Origin of the sequence: Kribbella sp. NPDC051936 (genome assembly GCF_040680955.1) — a bacterium.
GTDB lineage: Bacteria > Actinomycetota > Actinomycetes > Propionibacteriales > Kribbellaceae > Kribbella.
Genome location: NZ_JBFAXS010000004.1, coordinates 536765 through 555965, shown reverse-complemented (window position 1 = coordinate 555965; position 19201 = coordinate 536765). Strand labels below are relative to the sequence as shown.

Genomic DNA, 19201 nt, shown 5'->3' with positions numbered 1-19201 from the left:
GGCTAGCGCTGGGCTCTCTCGACCTTGCTCTTCAAGGTCTCCGGTGTGTCGACAGTAGCCCCCTCGGACCGCAACCAGTCGTCAAGACTCGCCCGATGCTGCAGAGACATCACCGCCACCACGTCGCCGGGCCGGGCCTCCGCGACCAGCGCCTGCGCCGCCGCCAGCTCGGTCGGGAACGCCGGTACGTCGGTCACGCCGACCGAGGCGGCCCCCTCGCGGAACACCGCCTCGAGCTCCTCCGGCGGCCGTCCGCGCAGGTAGTCGCTCTTGTGGCCGATCGCCACCCGGTCGGTGGCCCGCGCGCCCATGGCGCCGAGCGCCGCGACCATGTCGTCGGCCCGGTCCCCCGGCGATCCGAGCGCCAGCATCAGCCGGCCGCCTTCCGGCCGGACGCCGTTCATGATCTCGAGCAGCGCCTCCAGTCCGGCCTCGTTGTGCGCCAGGTCGATGACGACGGTGAAGCCGCGCAGCGAGTACATGTTCATCCGGCCGGGGTTGTTCTCGTTCGGCGCGAACGTGCTCAGTCCCTCGATCACGGCGGCCCGCGGCAACCCGAGACCGAGCGCCGCCGACGCCGCGGCCAGCGTGTTCTCGACGTTGTAGTGCGACAGCCCGGACAGCGTCATCGGTACGTCGACCACCTTGAGCAGCGGCTCCGGGTCGCGGGCGTTGTCGAGCACCGTGACGAACCCGTCCAGCACGGTCGTCGCGCGGCCGCCCTCGTCGAGCACGGTCCGGATCGACGGCGAGTCGGGGTCGCGGGAGAACACCCAGCACTTGGCCGGCGAGCCCAGCCGCATCGCGAACGTCCGCGGGTCGTCGCCGTTCACCACGCACCAGCCGCGCGGCCGGGTGATCTGGGTGATCACGGCCTTCACCTCCGCGAGCTGGTCGACGGTGTCGATCCCGCCCAGGCCGAGGTGGTCCGCGGTGACGTTGGTCACCACCGACACGTCGTTGTACGCGACGCCGATGCCGCGGCGCAGGATCCCGCCGCGGGCCGTCTCGGTGACCGCGAGCTGGATGCCCGGCTGCGACAGCACCTGTCCCGCGCCGCTCGGGCCCGAGAAGTCGCCGTACTTCACCAGTTCGCCGTCGAAGTACACGCCGTCGGTGCTCGACCAGCCGACGTGCAGCCCGGCGGCCCGCCCGATGTGCGCGATCATCCGCGACGTGGTGGTCTTGCCGTTCGTCCCGGTGACCGCGACCACCGGCACCTTCGGCCGCAGCGTCGGCGGCGGGTTGCCCGGCGGCTCGTCCCGGACCCGTTCCCCGACAGCTGTGATCAGGTCGGTCAGGTCATCGGCCCCGAACGCGTCGAGCACCTCGACGATCGCGGTGCCGAGCGCCCGCGCGCGGCCCTCGTGCGCCCACGGGAACGCCACCACGAGCCGCCGTACGTCGGCCTCCGGCCGGACCCGGACACCGATCCGGCCGATCCCGGCCTCGCGGGCGATCCGCCGGACGACGTGGCCGACGACCCGGATCGCGAACCGCTGCCGGAAGCCGGACCCGATCCGGCCCGGACGGGTGGCGCCGAGACCGATCGCCTGTGCGTACGCCTTCGCCGCTGGTGCGGGCGCGTCCGCGATCGCCGACACGTCCAGCGTCAGCTTGATCGCGGCGCGGCTGAAGTAGAGGTTGGCGCCGTCGAGAACGCGGAGCTCCACCAAGGACGTTGCCACTACGCTCCCATCGCGTGGTAACCGCCGTCGACGTGCACGATCTCGCCGGTCGTCGCGGGGAAGAAGTCACTGAGCAGGGCGACGATGGTCCGCCCGGTGGGCTCGAGGTCCGACGGGTCCCAGCCCAGCGGGGCCCGGTCCAGCCACGGCTCCTCGAACTTCTCGAAGCCCGGGATCGCCTTCGCGGCCAGGGTCTTCAGCGGACCGGCCGAGACCAGGTTGCAGCGGATGCCCCGGGCGCCGAGGTCACGCGCCAGGTACCGGTTGGTGGATTCGAGGGCCGCCTTGGCCACGCCCATCCAGTCGTACCCGGGCCAGGCCACGGTCGCGTCGAAGGTCATCCCGACGACGCTGCCGCCGCGGCTCATCAGCGGCGCGCAGGTGACGGCGAGCGCCTTCAGGCTGTACGCCGACACGTGCACGGCCTGCGCCACGTCGTCCCACGGGCCGTCCAGGAACTTGCCGCCGAGGATCGTCTCCGGGTTGCCGTACGCGATCGAGTGCACGACCCCGTCCAGCCCGTCGACGTGCTCGCGGACGGCGTCCGGCAGCGCGGCCAGGTGCTCGGCGTTCGTGACGTCGAGCTCCAGGACCGGCGGCTCGGTCGGCAGCCGCTTCGCGATCCGCTTGGTGATGCTCAGCGCGCGGCCGAAGTTCGAGATCAGCACGGTCGCGCCCTGTTCCTGCGCGACCTTGGCCGTGGCGAAGCCGATCGACGAGTCGAGGGTGACTCCGGCGACCAGGATCCGCTTGCCGTCGAGGATGCCCACCGGCATGCCCTTTCTAGATGATGAAGTGAGTTAGTTGCCCATGCCGATGCCGCCGTCGACCGGGATCACCGCGCCGGTGATGTAGCCGGCCTCCTCCGACGACAGCCAGCGGACCGCGTTCGCGATCTCTTCGGTCAGGCCGAAGCGGCCGAGCGGGATCTGGCTCAGGTACTGCTTCTGGGTCTCCTCCGGCAGCACCGCGGTCATGTCGGTCTCGACGAAGCCGGGGGCGACCACGTTCGCGGTGATGCCGCGGCTGCCCAGCTCGCGGGCGATCGAGCGGGCCATTCCGATCAGGCCGGACTTGCTGGCCGCGTAGTTCACCTGGCCGGGCGAGCCGAGCAGGCCGACCACCGACGAGATGAACACGATCCGGCCCTTGCGCAGCCGCAGCATGCCCTTCGCGGCCCGGCGGGCGACCCGGAACGAGCCGGTCAGGTTGGTCTGCAGGACCGCGTCCCAGTCGTCGTCGGACATCCGCAGCAGCAGCGTGTCGCGGGTGATGCCGGCGTTGGCCACCAGCACCTCGACCGGCCCGTGCTGCTCCGCGATCGTGTCGAACGCGGCGTCGACCTGCTCCTGGTCGGTGATGTCGCACTTGACCCCGAGGAAGCCCTCCGGCGGCGGGCTGGTGTTGTACGTGACCGCGACCTGGTCGCCCGCTTCCTTGAACGCGGTCGCGATCGCCAGCCCGATCCCGCGGCTACCGCCGGTCACCAACACTGACCTACCCACAAGCCCTCCTCACATCGCCGGACGGAGGAACGCTATCCCACCGGGGCGGGTGCTCCCGACCCCGCGGGACCTGTCAGGAGTCTTCGAGCCGGAAGCCGACCTTCATCGTCACCTGGTAGTGGTCGATCTGGTTGTCGGCGAGGTGGCCGCGGATGTCGGTCACCTCGAACCAGTCGAGGTGCCGCAGCGTCTCCCCGGCGCGGGTGATCCCGTTGGTGATCGCCTGGTTCAGACCCTCTTTCGAGGTGCCGACGATCTCGGTGACCCGGTAGGTGCGGTTACTCATCGCCGTCCTCGCTTCGCTGCGGGCGGCGCTGAGGCACGATCGGACTGCGTTGAATGATTCCCTCGCTTCGCTCGGTCATGACGAACCTCTCTCCAGCCTGGCCACGCCCGGGCTCGGTTGCCGAACCGGCGCGGCGTACCGTTGTTGTGAGGAGGATAGATGTCGAAACGCCACGAGCGGAGCGACGCCACGGTCATCTCGGTGACGAGCGCGCAGCCCGGCCGGTCCGAGGACTTGGACAGCCGGATCGTGCGCTACGCGTGGATGATGTCGATCCGCATCGTCTGCTTCGTGCTCGCCGTCGTCACGCCGTCGCCGTGGCGCTGGCTGTTCGTCGTCGGTGCGATCGCCCTGCCGTACTTCGCGGTGGTGCTGGCGAACGCCCACCGGTCCTCGACCCAGCCCGCCGCGGACCCGTACGTGGCGCCCGCCCGGCCCGCGATCGGGGACCGTCCGACGGTCGTCGTACGGGCCGACAACGACACGTCCGACGCGCCTTCCGGCGACCCTTCCGAGGACCGTCCGGCCGACACCGAAAAGTGATGTCGGCCGGGACTGGAAAACTTGGACTGATCCGTGTCAGAATCTCCCGCGTGCTCTGAAGTTCACCAGTGAAATTCAGGGACTTGATGCGGCGTCGGACGGCTCCCCCCGTGGCTGTCCGACGTCGCTTCATTTTGCCCAGGCTATTGATTATTGAGACATCAGGAATGCAGAGGAATGGCACCCGCGGATGACTGAAGAAGGCACACCTGCGGTCTGCTCCGCCAAGGGCTGCGGGAACCCGGCGACCTGGGCCTTGCTGTGGAACAACCCGAAGATCCACACCCCCGACCGGCGCAAGACCTGGCTGGCGTGCGACGAACACAAGGACAGCTTGTCCGACTTCCTCGAACGCCGGTCATTCCTGCGCGAGGTCGAGCCATTCGTCAGGTGAATATCCGGTACCGAAAAAGTACATTTCCGGATTGGGCCGGTATGACCGTCAACCGCCGATCGCGGACATCGGCCGCGCGGGTTGCAGGAAGCTCGGGTCGTTGATGCCGTGACCCGGCAGTTTGTTGAGCATCGCACGACGCCAGCGATCGGCCAGCTCGGCGTCGTCGGCGCCGGCCCGCAGCGCGCTCCGCAGGTCCGACTCGGTGCGCGCGAACAGGCAGTCCCGGACCTGACCGTCGGCGGTCAGCCGGACCCGGTCGCAGTCCCCGCAGAACGGGCGCGTCACCGAGGCGATGATGCCGACGGTTCGCGGCCCGCCGTCGACCAGGAACGTCTCCGCCGGCGCACTGCCGCGCTTCGACGCGTCGTCCGGTGTCAGGTGGAACCGCTCGGTGAGCATGCCGAGGATCTCGTCCGCGGTGATCATCGTCGTCCGGTCCCAGCCGTGCTGGGCGTCCAGCGGCATCTGCTCGATGAACCGCAGTTCGTAGCCGCGTTCGAGGCAGAACTCCAGCAGCTGCGGCGCATCCGCGTCGTTCACGCCGCGCATGAGGACCGCATTCACCTTCACCGGCGTCAGGCCGGCGTCGTGCGCGGCCTGCAGGCCCGCGAGCACGTCCTTCAGCCGGTCCCGCCGGGTGAGCTTCTGGAACGTCTCCGCGTCGACCGTGTCGAGGCTCACGTTCACGCGGTCCAGACCGGCGTCCTTCAGCGCGGCCGCCGAGCGCGCCAGACCGATCCCGTTCGTGGTCAGCGACACCTCGGGGCGCGGGTCGAGGCTCGTCGTCCGGGCGACGATGTCGACCAGGCCGCGGCGCAGCAGCGGTTCGCCGCCGGTGAAGCGGATCTCGTGCACACCCAGGTGGGTGACGGCGATCGACACCAGGCGGACGATCTCGTCGTCGGTGAGCAGCTCGGGCTTCGCCAGCCAGTCCAGGCCCTCTTCCGGCATGCAGTACGTGCACCGCAGGTTGCACCGGTCCGTGAGCGAGACGCGCAGGTCGGTCGCGACCCGGCCGTACCGGTCCGCCAGCCCTGTTCGCGTCACTTCCGGGGTCACCGTCACGCCCCCAGCGTACGTGCCGCGCGCCGGTCGTTTCAGGGCATGGCTTAAGTTCGAGACGTGGGTCGCTTGATGAACGTCCGCTGGATCGCCGCCGCGCTCGGCGTGCTCCTCCTCGCCGGCGTGTGTGTGCAGCTCGGTCGCTGGCAGCTGCACCGCCTCGACGAACGCAAGGCGCGCAACGAGGTGACCCGGACCAACCTCGCCGCGCCCGCGGCGCCGATCGACCAGATTGTCGGCCCGCCGGGTGTCGTGGGTGACCAGCACGCGTGGCGGACCGCTGTCGTCACCGGGCGGTACGACGCCTCGAAGCAGGTGGTGCTGAAGTACCGCAACGTGCAGGACAAGCCCGGCTTCGAGATCGTCACGCCGCTGGTCCTCGCCGACGGCAAGGCGGTGCTCGTCGACCGCGGGTTCCTGGCCCGGCAGAGCTCGGAGCTGATGCCGCTGCACGTTCCCCCGGTGCCTGCCGGTGAGGTGACCGTCACCGGCCGCCTGCAACGCAGCGAGCGCGGCGGCCGCACGAACGGCGGCACCCCGGACGACGGCACGGCGCGGCTCATCAACGGGCCCGACTACGCGAAGGTGCTCGGGCTGGACCTGTACGACGGCTACCTCACGATCGACAAGCAGGAACCGGCCAACGACCCGGCGTTCAGCGGGTTCCCCGGTCCGGAGATCGACGACGGGCCGCACTTCTTCTACGCGCTGCAGTGGTTCTTCTTCGCGCTGCTGGCGCTCGGCGGCCTGGTGTACTTCTCCCGCCAGCAGACCCGGGACGCCGGTCCGCAACCGCCAGTTGTTGCTGCGCGCAACGAAACCCCGGAACCCGTGAAGCACGGCGACTGACGCGCTGTTTGCCGTCGGCCACGAACGGTCGAGGTGCGCGGCCGGGGGCGGTGCGGCAGGATGGTGGTGTGGACCTTGGACTACGCGACCGCACCTACATCGTCACCGGCGCCAGCGCCGGGCTCGGTTTCGCCACCGCGAAGGCGCTGGCCGCCGAAGGTGCCCGGCTGGTCATCTCCAGCCGCAACGAGGAATCGATCGCGCGCGCGGCCGCCGAGTTCGGCGAGAACGTCGTCGGCATCCCGGTCGACAACGCGTCCCCGGACAGCGCGGAGCGGCTGGCCGCGACCGCGATCGCCAAGTGGGGCGCGCTGCACGGCGCGCTGATCAGCGTCGGCGGTCCGCGCGCCGGGACGGCGCTGGACACCGATGAGGAGGACTGGCGGGCGGCGTTCGACAGCGTGTTCCTCGGCGGCCTGCGGATCGCTCGCGCGGTCGCCCGGGCGGGTGCGGAGGACACCTCGATCGCGTTCGTGCTGTCGTCGTCGGTGAAGTCCCCGATCAACGGGCTGGCGATCTCGAACGGCCTGCGGCCCGGGCTCGCCATGGTGGCCAAGACACTGGCCGACGAGCTCGGGCCGAACGGGATCCGGGTGAACGGGCTGATGCCGGGCCGGATCGCCACCGACCGGCTGAAGGAGCTGGACGGCAGGTCCGCTGACCCCGACGCCGCCCGGCGCGCCGCCGAGAAGACCATCCCGCTGCGCCGCTACGGCTCCCCCGACGAGTTCGGCCGGGTCGCCGCGTTCGTCCTGTCCCCCGCCGCTTCCTACGTCACCGGCGCGATCATCCCGATCGACGGCGGCGCCCTCCGCGCTCTTTGAGAGCCTCCATCACCCCCACTGGCCGGGGACGTAGTCGCCGGCCGGCTGCTGGGTGATGACGTTGAGGCGGTTCCAGGTGTTGATGCCGGCGATGGCCGCGACCAGGGCGCCGAGCTGCTCCTCGTCGTAGTGCTTGGTGGCGTTCAGCCAGACGTCGTCGGGAACGCCGCCGGCGGCGTCGGCGATCCGGGTGCCGGCTTCGGCCAGCGCGAGCGCGGCGCGCTCCGCCTCGGTGTAGACGGTGGCTTCGCGCCAGGTCGCGACCAGGTTGATCCGGACCGCGGTCTCGCCGTGGTGCGCGAGATCCTTCGAGTGCATGTCGACGCAGTAGGCGCAGCCGTTGATCTGGCTGACCCGCAGCTCGACCAGCTCCAGTGTGGCCAGCGGTACGCCGGCGTCCATCGCGCCCCGGGCCGCGGTGTTGAGGTGCTTGACGAACTTGCCGAGGACAGGGTTGGTGAACAGGTCCAGACGAGCGTCCATAACAGGTGTCTCCTAGCGAATGAGCAGGTTGCTGACACCTGTTCCGACAGGGTAGGCCCGCCGGTTGTGAGGTGACGTCAGTCACCTATCCGGTTGCCCTGCTCGTCCCAGTGCTCGGCGACCTTCTTGCTCGGTTGGACCCGCGGCGGCTCCCCCGGCATCTTCGGGTAGTCGGGCGGGAAGTTCAGCTCGCCGCCGGGGAGCTCCTCCCAGAGCCGTAGCAGCGCGTCCAGCGGGTACGCCGTCTCGTCCATGCCGGCCCACGGGTCGCCGTCGGCGAGATACTCCGGGACCGTGTGCAGGTTGAACGCGCGCGGATCATCGGTTTCAGCGAGCTGCTCCCACGTCATCGGCGTACTGACCGGGGCGCCCGGCCGGGGCCGCAGTGACCAGGCGCCCGCGACGGTACGGTCGCGGAGGTTCTGGTTGAAGTCGAGGAAGATCGAGGCCTCGCCGCGCTCCTCCTTCCACCAGGCGGTGGTGACGCCGTCGTCGCGGCGCTCGAGCTCGCGTCCGAGGCCGATCGCGGCGTGCCGGACCTCGTCGAAGGTCCACTCCGGCCGGATCCGCACGTAGATGTGGATGCCCCGGTTGCCGCTGGTCTTCGCGTACCCGCGCAGGCCCAGCTCCTCCAGGAGCTCCCGCGCGACGCCCGCCACCCGGCGCGCGTCGGCGAAGGTCGCCCCCGGCTGCGGGTCGAGGTCGATGCGCAGCTCGTCGGGATGCTCGAGGTCACGGCTGCGGACGGCCCACGGATGGAAGGTCAGCGTGCCCATCTGAGCCGCCCACACGGCCGCGGCGGGCTCGGTCAGGCACAGCTCGTCGATCGGGCGGCCGTTCGGGGTCAGCACCCTGCAGGTCACGAGCCAGTCCGGCGCGCCCTTCGGCAGTCGCTTGGAGTAGAAGCCGTCCCCGGTCTGCCGGCCGATCGCGTCCACCGACAGCGTCATCCCCTCGCGCCACCCGCCGGGCCAGCGCTCCAGCGCGACCGGCCGATCGCCGGACGCGTGCATGAACGCGGGAGCGACGCTGATGAAGTACTCGCAGACCTGCAGCTTCGTGACCTCCGGAGCCCACTCGGTCGCCTCGTAGACCACCCGCTCGGGACTGGACACCCGGACCTCACGGTCCCCCACGGTGAGCATCACCGGTGTGCTCTTCGCCATGCAGCGACCGTATCGCCCCGGCCGGACACAACGGCCGGATTTGCGTGCGCCGCACGGGAAAGGCAACTTTTCTCGACCTCTGGCCACGGTAGGTGACCGAGCGGTAACGTTCCAGCACCTCGTTCCTGGGGCGTGAGGCCCCCGGGACACCTGACAAGGAGCGCGAGGATGAACAGATCCGCCCTGTTCGCCGCTGCGACTGCAGTGGCGACCACCACCGCCCTCGGACTGACCAGCGCCACCACAGCAACAGGAGCGCCGACGGCAACCCCTGTCCCCAGCCCCGCCGCGGCCGTCGCCAAGGCCAAAGAGGCGATCAGCAGCAACCTGACCGCACTGCGGGCCACCACGGCCGACGCGTTCGTGGTCAAGGACGTGATCGTCGACCAGGACGGCTCCAGCCATGTCCGGATGGATCGCACCATCGGCGGCCTCCCGGTCCTCGGCGGTGACGTCGTCGTCCACCAGTCGAAGGACGGCGCCTTCGAGGGCGCCAGCCTGACGCTCAGCAAGAGCGCGAACGTCGGCCGCACGCCGAAGCTCGGCAGCGCGACCGCGACCGCGAAGGCGGTTGCCAAGGGCCTCAAGGCCGACGGCAAACCGAGTCTGGTGATCGAGGCCCGCAAGGGCGCGCCACGGCTCGCCTACCTGGTCACGGCGGTCGGCACCCAGGCCGACGGCACGCCGAGCCGCATCACCACGACTGTCGACGCCCTGACCGGCGCGAAGCTCGTGAGCGAGCAGCACATCGAGACCGCGACCGGCGACGGCAAGAGCCTGTACAGCGGGACCGTGCCGCTGCAGACCTCCACGGCGACCGGCGGCTACACGCTGACCGACGCCACCCGCGGCGGCGGCTACACCGCCGACGCGAACAACAAGACCGACTCGCTGCTGTGCCAGCTGTTCGGGTTCGGCTGCACGGCTCCGACCCGGTTCACCGACGCGGACAACCACTGGGGCACCGGGGTCAACACCGACCGCGCCACGGCGGCCGTCGACGCGCACTACGGCGCCGCGACGACGTTCGACTACTACAAGAACGTGCACGGCCGCAACGGCATCTTCGGCGACGGCAAGGGCGTCCCGAGCCGAGTGCACTACGGCTCGAACTACGTGAACGCGTTCTGGGACGGCAAGCAGATGACGTACGGCGACGGCGACAACGTCGTCGCGGGTCCGCTGGTCTCGATCGACGTGGCCGGCCACGAGATGTCCCACGGCGTCACCGAGCACACCGCGAACCTGACCTACTCGGGTGAGTCCGGCGGTCTGAACGAGGCCACCAGCGACATCTTCGGCACCCTGGTCGAGTTCTACTCCAACAACGCCTCCGACCCCGGTGACTACTACATCGGCGAGGAGATCATGAAGGACCGCCCGGCGCTGCGGTTCATGGACAAGCCGAGCAAGGACGGCAACTCCGCGGACTGCTGGTCGTCCGGGGTCGGCAACCTCGACGTGCACTACTCCTCGGGTGTGGCGAACCACTTCGCCTACCTGCTCGCCGAGGGCACCGGTGCGAAGACGATCGGCGGCCTGCCGCACAACGCGTCGACCTGCAACGGCACGACCCTGGCCGGCATCGGGCGCGACAAGCTCGGCAAGATCTGGTTCCGCGCGCTGTCGACGTACATGACCAGCGGTACGACGTACGCGCAGGCCCGGACCGCGACGCTGAACGCGGCCACCGACCTGTACGGCGCCAGCAGCCCGGAGCGGGCCGCGGTCGCCGCCACCTGGTCGGCTGTGAGCGTCAACTGACGCACTAGGTCTCGTCGGGTCCTGTCCCACTGGGGCGGACAGGACCCGACGAACAAACGCTTTGTCCCTCTTATCGCATTGCCCTCTGCTGTGTGCCGACCTACCGTCACAGACATGGGTGGGGACCCCGGGGAGGGGCCGCGACTACGGACCGCGCGGCCGTTACTGCTCGTCGTCGACGCTGACCCGGAGCGTCTGGAGCGGTGCGAGACAGAGCTGGATCGTGGTTTCGGCGCGGACTTCCGGGTCCGCGGCGAAGTGACGGCCGCGGCCGCGCTCGACTGCCTGCGGCGGGCGCGCGACTGGGAGCAACGGGTCGCGGTCGTGATGGTCGACCATTCGCTGCCCGATGACGAGCGGGCGGAGATCCTCGCGGCGTCGCGGACGCTGCATCCCGACGCCCGCCGCGCGCTGCTGATCGAGTGGGGTGCCTGGGCGGAGCGGACGACGGCGTCGGCGATCCTGTCCGCGATGGCGGTCGGCGACATCAACTACTACGTGCTGAAGCCGTGGATCGCGCACGACGAACTGTTCCACCGGACAGTGGCGGAGTTCGTCCAGGAGTGGTCGCGGTACGAGGTCGCCAACTGGCGCGAGGTGGTCGTGATCGCGGCCCCGAACTCGGTCCGCGGTCAGGCGATCCGCAGCCTGCTGGCCCGCAACGGGATCCCGAGCGCGTTCCGGGAGAGCGGCTCGGCGCTCGCGAACGACGCGCTGGCGTTCATCGGCGAGCCCGATCCCGGCGACGGTGTGCTGGTGTGGATGCCGGCGGTGGGCGGTCCGGTGCTGCACGATCCGACCGACGTGGAGATCGCCGAGGCGTGGGGCGTGCCGACCACACTCGCGCCCGACGCGGACCGGTCCTTCGACCTGCTGGTCGTCGGCGCCGGACCGGGTGGACTGGCCGCGGCCGTGTACGGGTCGTCGGAAGGGCTGCAGACGCTGGTCGTCGAGCGCGAGTCGATCGGCGGGCAGGCGGGCACCAGCTCACTGATCCGCAACTATCTGGGGTTCTCGCGGGGCATCCGCGGCTCGGAGCTGGCCCAGCGCGGCTACCAGCAGGCGTGGGTGTTCGGGGCGCATTTCCTGCTGATGCGCACGGTGGAGCGGCTGGAGAAGCGGGGTGACGTGTTCGTCGCCACCGTCGGCGAGGTGGGCGAGGTCACGGCGCGGGCCGTGGTCCTGGCCAGCGGAGTGTCCTACCGGCGCCTCGGCGTACCGTCGCTGGAGAAGCTCGTCGGGGCCGGGGTGTACTACGGCGCGAGCGTCTCGGAGGCGCACGGCCTGAAGGACCGGGACGCGTGCGTGGTCGGTGGCGGGAACTCGGCGGGCCAGGCGGTTCTGCACCTCGCGCGGTACTGCCGCCGGGTGCTGCTGGTGATCCGTGGCGAGGACCTGTCCGCGAGCATGTCGCGGTACCTCATCGATGCGATCGACGCCGCGGACAACGTCACCGTCCGGGCGTCGAGCGAGGTGGTCGGCGGGGGCGGCGAGGGCCGGCTGCAGGAGATCGTGCTGCGGGACCGGCCGACCGGTGCCGAGGAGACGATCCCGGTCGACGGGTTGTTCGTGATGATCGGTGCGGTTCCCGGGACCGACTGGCTGCCGGAGCAGGTGGGACGGGATCCGCACGGGTTCGTGCTGACCGGGTCGGACGCCGCGGCGGATCCCCGGTGGCACGAGGACCGGCCACCGCAGCCGTACGAGACGACGGTGCCAGGGCTGTTCGCGGTCGGGGACGTGCGGAGCGCGTCGGTGAAGCGGGTGGCGTCCGCGGTCGGTGAGGGATCGGTAGTGGTCTCGCAGATCCACACCCATCTCAAGGTTCGTTCGGATGCTTGAGCGCCGGTTCGTGTACTCGCCGGCGATGGTCGGCCTGACCGCGCTCGTGCTGATGATCCCGCTCGCGGGCCTGATACTGCTCCTGCAAAGGCCACAGCTCGACATGCACTTCGAGCACCACCCCACACACTTCTGGCTGGTGCTGCTGACCGCCGCGCTCAGCGCCGTCCTCGCCTACACGACCGGAGCGGCCGCCGTACGACGGGGTGACGCGCGGGTGCTGTTCGTGTCGCTGGCATTCCTGTCGGCCGCCGGGTTCCTGGGACTGCACGCGCTCGCGACGCCCAAGGTGCTCCTGGACACGCCGAACGCCGGCTTCACGCTCGCCACACCGGTAGGCGTGGCGCTGGCGTCGGTGTTCGCGTTCCTGTCGAGCCTGACCGTCTCCGGCATCGCGTTGGGGCGAAGGCTGCGGGTCGCTCTGCTCGTGCTGATGGCGTTGTGGGCACTGGCGTCGGTGTTGCGGTTGTGGCCGCTGCACGGCCGGGCCGTTCCCGAGGTTGCCGACGGCATCCTCGCCGCGCTCGCCGTACCGACCATCCTGCTGTACGGCGTCGCCGCGGCCCGGTACCTGCGGACGTGGTGGGCGCGGCCCTCGCTCATGCTGCTGTCGATGATCTCCGCGTTCGTGCTGCTCGGCGAGGCGATGGTCGCGCTGGTGTTCGCCCGCAACTGGGCGCTGTCGTGGTGGGAGTGGCACGTGCTGCTGCTCTCCGCCTTCGTGCTGGTCGTGGTGGGCGTCCGGATCCAGTGGTACGAGGAGCGGTTCGCCGACCTGTACCAGGAGGACACGGTGTCCGGGCAGCGCGAGCTGAGCGTGCTGTTCGCGGATCTGCAGGGGTTCACCGCGTTCTCCGAGCAGCACGAGCCGGCCGAGGTCACGGCGATGCTCAACACGTACTTCGAGGTCGTCGTACCGCCGGTGGTCCGGCGGCACGGCGGCGACGTGGACCGGATCATCGGGGACGCGCTGATGGTCACGTTCAACAAGCGCGGGGATCAGCCTGACCACGCGCGGCGGGCGGCCGAGGCCGGTCTGGCGCTGCAGGAGGCGGCCACCGCCGTCCGGGCGGCGCACCCGAACTGGCCGCAGTTCCGGGTGGGGGTCAACAGCGGGATCGCGTCCGTCAGCCTGCTCGGGACGGAGGGCGGACGGACCCACACGGTCATCGGCGACACGGTGAACGTGGCGTCGCGGATCGAGGGCAAGGCTCCGGGCGGGGCGGTCGCGATCGGGGCGGCCACGAAGGCGCTGCTGCCGCAGGCCCGCACCGAATCGCTCGGACTGGTGAGCTTGAAGGGCAAGGCCGAGCCCGTCGAGGTATTCCGGCTGGACGCGCTCGGGTGAATGATCACCCGTGCCTTTCGGACGGGCACCGGGTGTTCACGTGTTGGACCTTGGAACGGCCGCGTGCCGGTGTGAGAATCCGGGCCATGTCTGCCCTGTACCTACCACGGCGCCGCGTGGGCGCTCTCGTGGTCGCTTCAAGTCTTGCCTTAGCCGGCGCCGCCGCACTGGTCGCCCGGCCTGCCGACGCCGCGTCCACCGACGTGGTCGTCACCGAGGTGTACGGCGGTGGCGGCAACAGCGGTGCGCCGTACACGAACGACTTCGTGGAGCTGACCAACAACAGCTCGGCCCCGGTCGACGTGAGCGGCTGGTCGATCCAGTACGCGTCCTCGACCGGCTCGTCGTGGCAGGTCACCAAGCTGACCGGCACCATCGCGCCGGGTGCGGCGTACCTGGTCCAGGAGGGTGGCGGCGCCAACGGCCAGCCGATGCCGACGCCGAACGTGACCGGGACGATCCCGATGTCCGCGAGCGCCGGCAAGATCGCCCTGGTCACCAACCAGACCGCGCTCGCCTGCGGCGCCACCTGCCACGCGGACCCGGCCGTCAAGGACTACGTCGGCTACGGCACCGCGACCGACTCCGAGACCGCGCCGGCGCCGGGCCTGTCGAACACCACCTCGGCCGCGCGGGTCGACCCGAAGCAGGACACCGACAACAACAGCGCCGACTTCGCCGCGGGCAACCCGTCGCCGGGGACGCTCACCGGCGGTCCCGCCGAGCCGCCCGTCGACGCGAAGATCCACGACATCCAGGGTGCCGCGCACCGCTCCCCGCTGGAGGGCAAGAAGGTCGCGAACGTCACCGGTGTGGTGACGGTCAAGGGCAGCAACGGCTTCTGGTTCCAGGACCCGCAGCCGGACGCAGACCCGGCCACCAGCGAGGGCCTGTTCGTGTTCACGAGCTCCGCGCCGACGGTCTCCGTCGGTGACGCCGTCACGGTCGAGGGCTCGGTCGCCGAGTTCCGCCCGGGCGGTTCCGGCGGTACGACGAACCTGACGACCACCGAGCTGACCAACACGAAGGTCACCGTGACCGGTACCGCCGCGGTCCCGGCGCCAACCATCGTCGGCCCGGGCGGCCGGGTGCCGCCGTCGACGGTGATCGAGGACGACGCGTCCGGCGACGTCGAGACGACGAGCACCGCCTTCGACCCGGCCACCGACGGCCTCGACTTCTGGGAGTCGCTGGAGGGCATGTGGCTGGGCATCGACCAGCCCCAGGTCACCGGGCCGACGAGCTCGTTCCGTGAGCTGTCCGTCGTGGCGGCCGGCGCGGGTGTGCGTACGGTGCGCGGCGGCATCCTTCTGCAGAAGACCGACAGCAACCCGGAGCGGGTGCTGCTGGACGATGTCCTGACGCCGATCCCGGACGCCAAGACCGGCGACAAGCTGGCTGGTGTGGTGACGGGTGTCCTGGACTACTCGTTCGGCAACTTCAAGCTGCTGCCGACCACGACGCCGACCGTGATCGACGGCGGCGTCACGCGGGAGACGACCAACGCCTCGTCTCCGGTGCAGCTGTCGGTAGCGACGTTCAACGTGGAGAACCTGGACCCGTCCGACGGTGAGGCCAAGTTCGACGGGCTCGCGCAGGCCGTCGTCCACAACCTCGCGTCGCCGGACATCCTCGGCCTCGAGGAGGTGCAGGACGACGACGGCGCCGTCAACTCCGGCACGACGACCGCGGACAAGACGCTCGGTCTGCTCGCCGCGGCGATCGTGAAGGCGGGCGGCCCGCAGTACGCCTGGCGGCAGATCGACCCGGTGAACAACGCCGAGGGCGGTGAGCCGGGCGGCAACATCCGGGTCGCCTTCCTGTACCGGACGGACAAGCCGTTGAAGTTCGTGGACCGGCCGGGCGGCGGCTCGACGGTCGCCACCACGATCGTCACCGACGCCGCGGGCCGGCCGCACCTGAGCTCGTCGCCGGGCCGCGTCGACCCGGCGAACCCGGCCTGGGCCGCCACCCGGGTGCCACTCGCGGGCGAGTTCAAGTGGCACGGGCAGACCGTGTTCGTGGTCGTGAACCACTTCAGCTCCAAGGGCGGTGACAACCCGCTGTGGGGCCGTTTCCAGCCGCCGGTGCAGGTCACCGCGGAGAAGCGGCACCAGCAGGCCGCGGTGGTGCGCGGGTTCGTGGACCAGATCCTGGCCAAGGACACGGGCGCGAACGTCGTCGTGCTGGGTGACCTGAACGACTTCGACTGGTCCGAGACCGCGGACATCCTGGTCGGCTCGGGCAAGACCGCGCTGATCGACCTGCCGCGGACCCTGCCGCTGCCGGAGCGGTACAGCTATGTGTTCGAGGGGAACAGCCAGATCCTCGACCAGATCCTGATCTCGCAGAACCTGCGGCCGGCGTCGGCGTACGACGTCGTGCACATGAACGCGGAGTTCCCGGACCAGATCTCCGACCACGACCCGCAGGTGGTGAAGCTGATCCCGCTGCCGTCCTGGGTGCGGTAACCGGAGTCTTACGTCGGTCGTCCGGGCGGGGTTTTCTTGCCCGGGCGACCGATACTGGTGTCGTGACTGATGACACCAAGCAGTACGCCGTACAGAAGTCCGACGCGGAGTGGAAGGCGCAGCTGTCCCCCGCCGAGTTCCACGTGCTGCGGCAGGCCGGCACCGAGCGGCCGTTCGTCGGCGAGTACACCGACACCAAGACGGTCGGCGTCTACAAGTGCCGGGCCTGTGACGCCGAGCTGTTCCGGAGCGAGACCAAGTTCGACTCGCACTGCGGGTGGCCGTCGTTCTTCGCGCCGCTGGCCGAGGACCGTGTCGAGTACATCGAGGACAGCACTCTCGGCATGAAGCGCGTCGAGGTCCGCTGCGCCAACTGCGGCTCCCACCTCGGCCACGTCTTCGAGGGCGAGGGCTACGGTACGCCCACCGATCTCCGCTACTGCATCAACAGCATCAGCCTGACCCTCACCCCGGCCTGACCTGCGCTCCGTTCGCCCGGTCGGGTCCTAGACTGGGTCGGCTGGTGGACGCAGGGGAAGGAAATCGGTGGCTGACGACGTCCGTGGACCGCGGGTTCTCGATGTGCTGGCGGCGGAGGAACCGTGGGAGGTGCCGGGCGCGTGGCTGTCCCAGGTCCGGGCGCAGCTGAAGACCTGGGCCGACGATCCCGAGGCGTTGCGGCCGTTGCGGCCGGAGGCGTTCCCGGACTTCGTGAAGGGCACACCGGCGGCGGTCTGGTTCACCCACCAGGCCGCGCCGCTGCTGACCGGGTGGCTCCCGGTCCTGCACGGTGAGTACGCCGACCTGCCGACCGAGCTGACCCGCGAGTTCTACCGGCCGTCGTCGCGGCTCGGCGGCAACGGCCACGTCATCTATGTGGCGCCGACGGACTGGCACCTGCAGGCGATCGCCGGCGCCCGCGGGTTCCGCGAGAACGGCCGCCGGCACGCGCTCCAGCTGTCCCGCAACGTCGTCGGGATGTTCGTCGACGCTCCCCCGATGGCGGCCCGCGCCACCGCCCTGACCGCCGCGTTCGACCGGGTGCTGGCCGACCGCGAGCTGACCGAACTGCACGTCACCGGCGAGTACGACGAGATCGCGAAGTACTGGCGCACCGACGCACTCAAGGACTCCGAGCGCGCCGTGCTGCCGGAGCTCGCCGGCCCCACCGCGGCGCTGCGCTACTCGCTCAACTCGGTCCGCGACACGCACGCGCGGATGCTGATGGCCAGCCCGGACGAGTACGCCGGCGACTTCGCCCAGGTGCTGGCCGAGCTGATCCTGGCCACCGGCCTGCGCGGTATCCCGCAGTCGGTGGCGAACATCCTCGGCGACGCCACGCTCGACGTCCACAAGGCGCTCGAGGACATCCACGAGGCCTTCACGCTGCCGATCTGGCACGGCCATGTCAACCAGTGGATGTCCCGTGCGATCCGCGGCGGGCAGTCGGCGCTCGCCCGGTCCTGGGGCGCCGCCGCGGCCCGCGTCGGCGTGCACCTGTCCGGCGTGCTGGCCAAGGGCCCGTGGCCGGAGGCCGAGGTCCCGGATCTGACCACGCTGTTCCGGATGCTCGACCGCGAGCGCTGGAGCATCATCGAGAACGCGGCCGCGGCCGACCAGGAGGCGTCGCTGTCGGCCGCCTGGAAGACCGTCAAGGACGACGAGGAGCCGAAGGCGCGTCCCAGCAGCAGCGGTGGCACCCTCGACGATCCGATGCCCGAGGTCGTCGACTTCAGCGACGATCCGCTGGCCGAGCTGGACTCGCTGATCGGCCTGGAGTCGGTGAAGGACGCGGTCCGCCGGATGGTCGCCGAGGTGAAGACCAACCTGCGCCGCACCGAGCTCGGCCTGCCGAGTCACGAACGCGCGCGGCACATGGTGTTCGTCGGGAAGCCCGGTACGGCGAAGACCACGATCGCCCGGCTGCTCAGCCGGATCTACCACCAGCTCGGCGTCCTGGAGAAGGGCCATGTGGTCGAGGTCGACCGCTCCGACCTGGTCGGCGCCGCCGTCGGCTCGACCGCGCCGATGACCGCGGCCAAGTTCCGTGAGGCGCTCGGCGGCGTGCTGTTCATCGACGAGGCGTACAGCCTGACGCCGGAGAACACCCCCGGCGACTACGGCCTGGAAGCGGTCTCGACGATCCTGAAGATGATGGAGGACCACCGCAACGACTGCATCGTGATCGTCGCCGGGTACCACCGCGAGATGCAGCGCTTCATGGAGTCGAACACCGGTCTGCAGTCGCGGTTCCCGAAGCTGCTGTCGTTCAGCGAGTACGACACCGACCAGCTGGTCGCGATCTTCGAGCTGCAGGCGCGGCAGAAGGGCATGATCTACGGCGAGGAGGTGCTGGACAAGGTCCGCACCGTCATCCCGCCGGCGCCGCGCGGCCACAGCTTCGGTAACGGCCGGTTCATCCGGAACGTGCTCGAGGAGGCCGTCTCGAACCAGGCGACGCGGCTGTCCGCGAGCGACCCGGACACGCTCACCGAGCGGGACCTGCGCGAGCTGATCCCGTCCGACGTCCGGCCGCCCACGTCGATGCGCGCCGAGGACTACCTGCTGCAGAAGCCGGGCACCTAGACCGGCCTCAGATCGGCATGGCGAGTGCCACCGGGTTGCCGTCGGGGTCGGCGAGGTACGCCTGGCGTTCGCCCCACGGCATCGTGGCCGGCTCCTGCAGGACCGGGTGGCCGGCCGCGCGGAAGCGTTCCACCTCGGCCTCGACGTCGTCGACGTACACGAACAGCTCGAAGCGCGGCGCCGTCCCGACCGTGATGCCGAGCTGCGCCTCGGGCCAGTTCGCGTCGGACAGGCCGAGGGACGACTCGCCGCGCTCCAGGCCGACGTAGTGCGGGTCGCCCTCCAGCGGGAACTGGTACGTCGGCTCGTACCCGAGGAGCGTGTAGAACCCGACGGCCCGGCGGACGTCGCTGACGTAGAGCACCGGGAACGCCTTGCGGTGCATCC

At 70.3% G+C, this 19201-nt stretch carries 18 protein-coding genes; 10 read left to right on the top strand and 8 right to left on the bottom strand.

Going from position 1 to position 19201, the window contains the following annotated elements:
• Window positions 1-2 precede the first annotated feature (2 nt).
• From AB0L64_RS16540 to AB0L64_RS16525, 4 genes are all read right to left on the bottom strand, one after another.
• The gene (locus AB0L64_RS16540) at window positions 3-1688 is read right to left on the bottom strand and encodes a Mur ligase family protein (RefSeq protein WP_363710956.1); all 1686 of its coding nucleotides are present in this window, start codon (window positions 1686-1688) and stop codon (window positions 3-5) included.
• The gene (fabI, locus tag AB0L64_RS16535; protein WP_363710955.1) at window positions 1688-2464 is read right to left on the bottom strand and encodes an enoyl-ACP reductase FabI; all 777 of its coding nucleotides are present in this window, start codon (window positions 2462-2464) and stop codon (window positions 1688-1690) included. The genes AB0L64_RS16540 and fabI overlap by 1 nt, the downstream gene beginning before the upstream one ends.
• A 24-nt stretch (window positions 2465-2488) precedes the next feature.
• Entirely contained in the window at window positions 2489-3193 is a 705-nt protein-coding gene (gene fabG / locus AB0L64_RS16530) for a 3-oxoacyl-[acyl-carrier-protein] reductase (protein ID WP_355690565.1), read from the bottom strand.
• A 73-nt stretch (window positions 3194-3266) separates the two neighbouring features.
• Window positions 3267-3479, bottom strand: coding sequence for a dodecin (locus tag AB0L64_RS16525; protein ID WP_363710954.1), 213 nt, complete (start codon window positions 3477-3479; stop codon window positions 3267-3269).
• Between the two features lie 159 nt (window positions 3480-3638).
• Here AB0L64_RS16525 and AB0L64_RS16520 point away from each other — a divergent pair, with 159 nt between their 5' ends.
• Together AB0L64_RS16520 and AB0L64_RS16515 are read left to right on the top strand one after the other, a co-directional pair.
• Window positions 3639-4022: a DUF3099 domain-containing protein gene (locus AB0L64_RS16520; RefSeq protein ID WP_363710953.1), complete on the top strand. Its 384-nt coding sequence runs from the start codon at window positions 3639-3641 to the stop codon at window positions 4020-4022.
• A 190-nt stretch (window positions 4023-4212) separates the two neighbouring features.
• Window positions 4213-4416: a hypothetical protein gene (locus AB0L64_RS16515; protein ID WP_359929410.1), complete on the top strand. Its 204-nt coding sequence runs from the start codon at window positions 4213-4215 to the stop codon at window positions 4414-4416.
• 48 nt (window positions 4417-4464) lie between these two features.
• On the opposite strand, the gene moaA is transcribed toward AB0L64_RS16515, so the two are convergent.
• Window positions 4465-5484, bottom strand: coding sequence for a GTP 3',8-cyclase MoaA (gene moaA, locus AB0L64_RS16510; protein ID WP_363710952.1), 1020 nt, complete (start codon window positions 5482-5484; stop codon window positions 4465-4467).
• Window positions 5485-5541: 57 nt separating this feature from the next.
• Here moaA and AB0L64_RS16505 point away from each other — a divergent pair, with 57 nt between their 5' ends.
• Both AB0L64_RS16505 and AB0L64_RS16500 read left to right on the top strand, forming a co-directional pair.
• Window positions 5542-6330, top strand: coding sequence for an SURF1 family protein (locus AB0L64_RS16505; protein WP_359929414.1), 789 nt, complete (start codon window positions 5542-5544; stop codon window positions 6328-6330).
• Between the two features lie 68 nt (window positions 6331-6398).
• Window positions 6399-7154: an SDR family oxidoreductase gene (locus AB0L64_RS16500; RefSeq protein WP_363710951.1), complete on the top strand. Its 756-nt coding sequence runs from the start codon at window positions 6399-6401 to the stop codon at window positions 7152-7154.
• A gap of 9 nt (window positions 7155-7163) precedes the next feature.
• Here AB0L64_RS16500 and AB0L64_RS16495 read toward each other — a convergent pair whose 3' ends face one another.
• Window positions 7164-7637 (bottom strand): carboxymuconolactone decarboxylase family protein, encoded by a 474-nt coding sequence (locus AB0L64_RS16495; RefSeq protein ID WP_363710950.1) that lies wholly within the window; start codon window positions 7635-7637, stop codon window positions 7164-7166.
• Window positions 7638-7714: 77 nt separating this feature from the next.
• Window positions 7715-8803 carry a DNA primase small subunit domain-containing protein gene (locus AB0L64_RS16490; protein WP_363710949.1) on the bottom strand — a complete coding sequence of 363 codons (1089 nt, stop codon included), beginning with the start codon at window positions 8801-8803 and terminating at the stop codon, window positions 7715-7717.
• A 168-nt stretch (window positions 8804-8971) separates the two neighbouring features.
• Here AB0L64_RS16490 and AB0L64_RS16485 point away from each other — a divergent pair, with 168 nt between their 5' ends.
• From AB0L64_RS16485 to AB0L64_RS16460, 6 genes are all read left to right on the top strand, one after another.
• Window positions 8972-10567: a M4 family metallopeptidase gene (locus AB0L64_RS16485; protein WP_363710948.1), complete on the top strand. Its 1596-nt coding sequence runs from the start codon at window positions 8972-8974 to the stop codon at window positions 10565-10567.
• A 114-nt stretch (window positions 10568-10681) separates the two neighbouring features.
• Window positions 10682-12409 carry an FAD-dependent oxidoreductase gene (locus AB0L64_RS16480; protein WP_363710947.1) on the top strand — a complete coding sequence of 576 codons (1728 nt, stop codon included), beginning with the start codon at window positions 10682-10684 and terminating at the stop codon, window positions 12407-12409.
• On the top strand, window positions 12402-13757 hold the full coding sequence (locus AB0L64_RS16475) for an adenylate/guanylate cyclase domain-containing protein (RefSeq protein ID WP_363710946.1): 1356 nt from the start codon (window positions 12402-12404) through the stop codon (window positions 13755-13757). Before AB0L64_RS16480 ends, AB0L64_RS16475 begins: the two co-directional genes overlap by 8 nt.
• A gap of 86 nt (window positions 13758-13843) precedes the next feature.
• Window positions 13844-16228 (top strand): lamin tail domain-containing protein, encoded by a 2385-nt coding sequence (locus tag AB0L64_RS16470; protein ID WP_363710945.1) that lies wholly within the window; start codon window positions 13844-13846, stop codon window positions 16226-16228.
• Between the two features lie 62 nt (window positions 16229-16290).
• Window positions 16291-16707, top strand: a complete 417-nt coding sequence (gene msrB, locus AB0L64_RS16465) for a peptide-methionine (R)-S-oxide reductase MsrB (RefSeq protein ID WP_359929427.1) — start codon at window positions 16291-16293, stop codon at window positions 16705-16707.
• A gap of 67 nt (window positions 16708-16774) precedes the next feature.
• A complete protein-coding gene (locus AB0L64_RS16460; protein ID WP_363710944.1) occupies window positions 16775-18814 on the top strand; it encodes an AAA family ATPase in 2040 nt (679 codons plus the stop codon).
• Between the two features lie 7 nt (window positions 18815-18821).
• Here the strand turns inward: AB0L64_RS16460 and AB0L64_RS16455 are convergent, their stop codons facing one another.
• Entirely contained in the window at window positions 18822-19199 is a 378-nt protein-coding gene (locus AB0L64_RS16455) for a VOC family protein (protein WP_359929431.1), read from the bottom strand.
• Window positions 19200-19201 lie beyond the last annotated feature (2 nt).